This window comes from Azohydromonas lata NBRC 102462, assembly GCF_001571085.1.
Taxonomy (GTDB): Bacteria; Pseudomonadota; Gammaproteobacteria; order Burkholderiales; family Burkholderiaceae_C; genus Azohydromonas; species Azohydromonas lata.
This window is the reverse complement of the sequence record NZ_BCTC01000251.1, coordinates 1-1,899: the sequence shown is the minus strand read 5'-3', so window position 1 is coordinate 1,899 and position 1,899 is coordinate 1. Positions and strand designations below refer to the sequence as shown.

The following is a 1,899-nucleotide window of genomic DNA, read 5'->3' as shown; positions in this document are numbered from 1 at the left end:
GAGGGGCGCTTCAACTGGTTCAAGTCCATGAGCCCCGCGGGCTGCTCGGTGGCCAACTGGGAATGCGTGCGCGGCACGTCCTACATGTTCTCCGACACGCCGCTGAGCCCCTACCAGGCCATGGTGTTCGACCAGGAGGGCTTCGAGGTCGGCCTGCACGTGGACACCAACTGCGCCAACTACGACGCCACCTCGCTGGACGCCACCTACGCCAGCGAGCGCGGCGACTGGGTGGCGCGCTTCGGCGGCGTGTCCTCGCCCATCACGCAGCGCCATCACTGCGTCGTCTGGAGCGACTGGACCACCGGCGCCGAGACGCAGCTCAAGTACGGCATGCGCATGGACACGACCTACTACTTCTGGCCGCCGGGCTGGGTGGGCGACGTGCCGGGCATCTTCACCGGCTCGGCCATGCCCATGCGTTTCATGAGGCTCGACGGCAGCTTCGTGGACGTCTTCCAGGCCGCCACGCAAATGACCGACGAGTCCGGCCAGAGCTATCCCTACACCGTGGACACGCTGCTGGACCGCGCGCTGGGCACCGAGGGCTACTACGGCGCCTACGTCGTCAACGCACACACCGACGTGGACCTGATCCCCGAGGCCCAGACCGTGGTGGCCTCGGCACAGGCGCGGGGCGTGCCCGTCATCTCCGCGCGGCAGTTGCTCACCTGGGTGGATGCGCGCAACGACTCCTACTTCAGCGCCCTGGGCTGGAACGGCAGCAGCCTGAGCTTCGGCGTCTCGCGTGCCGCCGCGGCCACGGGGCTGCAGGGCATGTTGCCGCGCCGCGCGGGCAACGACGTGCTGGTGGGCCTCACGCGCGGCGGCGTGGCCGTGCCCTTCACCGTCAAAGTGGTCAAGGGCGTGGAATACGCCTTCTTCGCCGCGGACAGCGGCAACTGGGTCGCCACCTACGGCGTGGACAGCGGCGGCCCGACCGTCATCACCGCCAACCCGGCGGCCGGCACCACGGGCGTGAGCGTCTACACGAGCGTGAACGCCATCTTCAGCGAGGCGCTGGACGCGGCCACCGTCACCACCGCCACGGTGGAGCTGCGCGACGGGGCCAACGCCCTGGTGAGCGCCACCGTGGCCTACAACGCGGCCACCCGCGCCGTGACGCTCACGCCCTCGGCGCCGCTGGCGGGCTCCACCACCTACACCGTCACGCTGCGCGGCGGCGCGGCCGACCCGCGCATCAAGGACGCGGCCGGCGTGCCCCTGGCGGCCAACGCATCGTGGAGCTTCACCACCCTGGCCGCGGCCAACGTGCAGAGCTGCCCCTGCAGCGGCTGGAGCACCAGCGCCGCGCCCGCCAATGCCTCGATCGACGACCCGGGCCCGGTGGAGCTGGGCGTGAAGTTCCGCGTGGACGTGGACGGCGTCGTCACCGGCGTGCGCTTCTACAAGGGCGCGGGCAACACCGGCACCCACGTCGGCAGCCTCTGGAGCCTGGACGGCACGCGGCTGGCCACGGCCACCTTCGGCAACGAGACGGCCGGCGGCTGGCAGGAGGTGCAGTTCGCCACGCCCGTGCCGGTGACGGCCAACACCGTGTACGTCGCCTCCTACTTCGCGCCCAACGGCCACTACGCGGGCGACAACAGCTATTTCGCCAACGCGGGCGTGGACAAGGCGCCCGTGCACCTGCTGCAAAACGGCGTGAGCGGCGGCAACGGGCTCTATGCCTACGGCAGCGGCTCCACCTTCCCGTCGCAGAGCTGGCAGGCCACCAATTACTGGGTGGACGTGGCCTTCACGCCGGGCGGCAGCAGTGGCGGCGGCGGCACCACGCCCTCGGCCAACTGCACCAACCCGGCCAACGCCATCGTGGCCGAGAACTGCCTCACGGGCAGCCCGGCCTCGGAATGGGACATCAGCGGCGCGGGCGACGCG

The 1,899-nt window shown here is 70.9% G+C and carries 1 protein-coding gene; it reads left to right on the top strand.

The genetic code is table 11. The features are described 5' to 3' along the window. Positions 1–1,899: DUF4082 domain-containing protein (locus tag ALA01S_RS34545; protein WP_218011562.1), on the top strand; the 1,899-nt coding region annotated here is incomplete at both ends.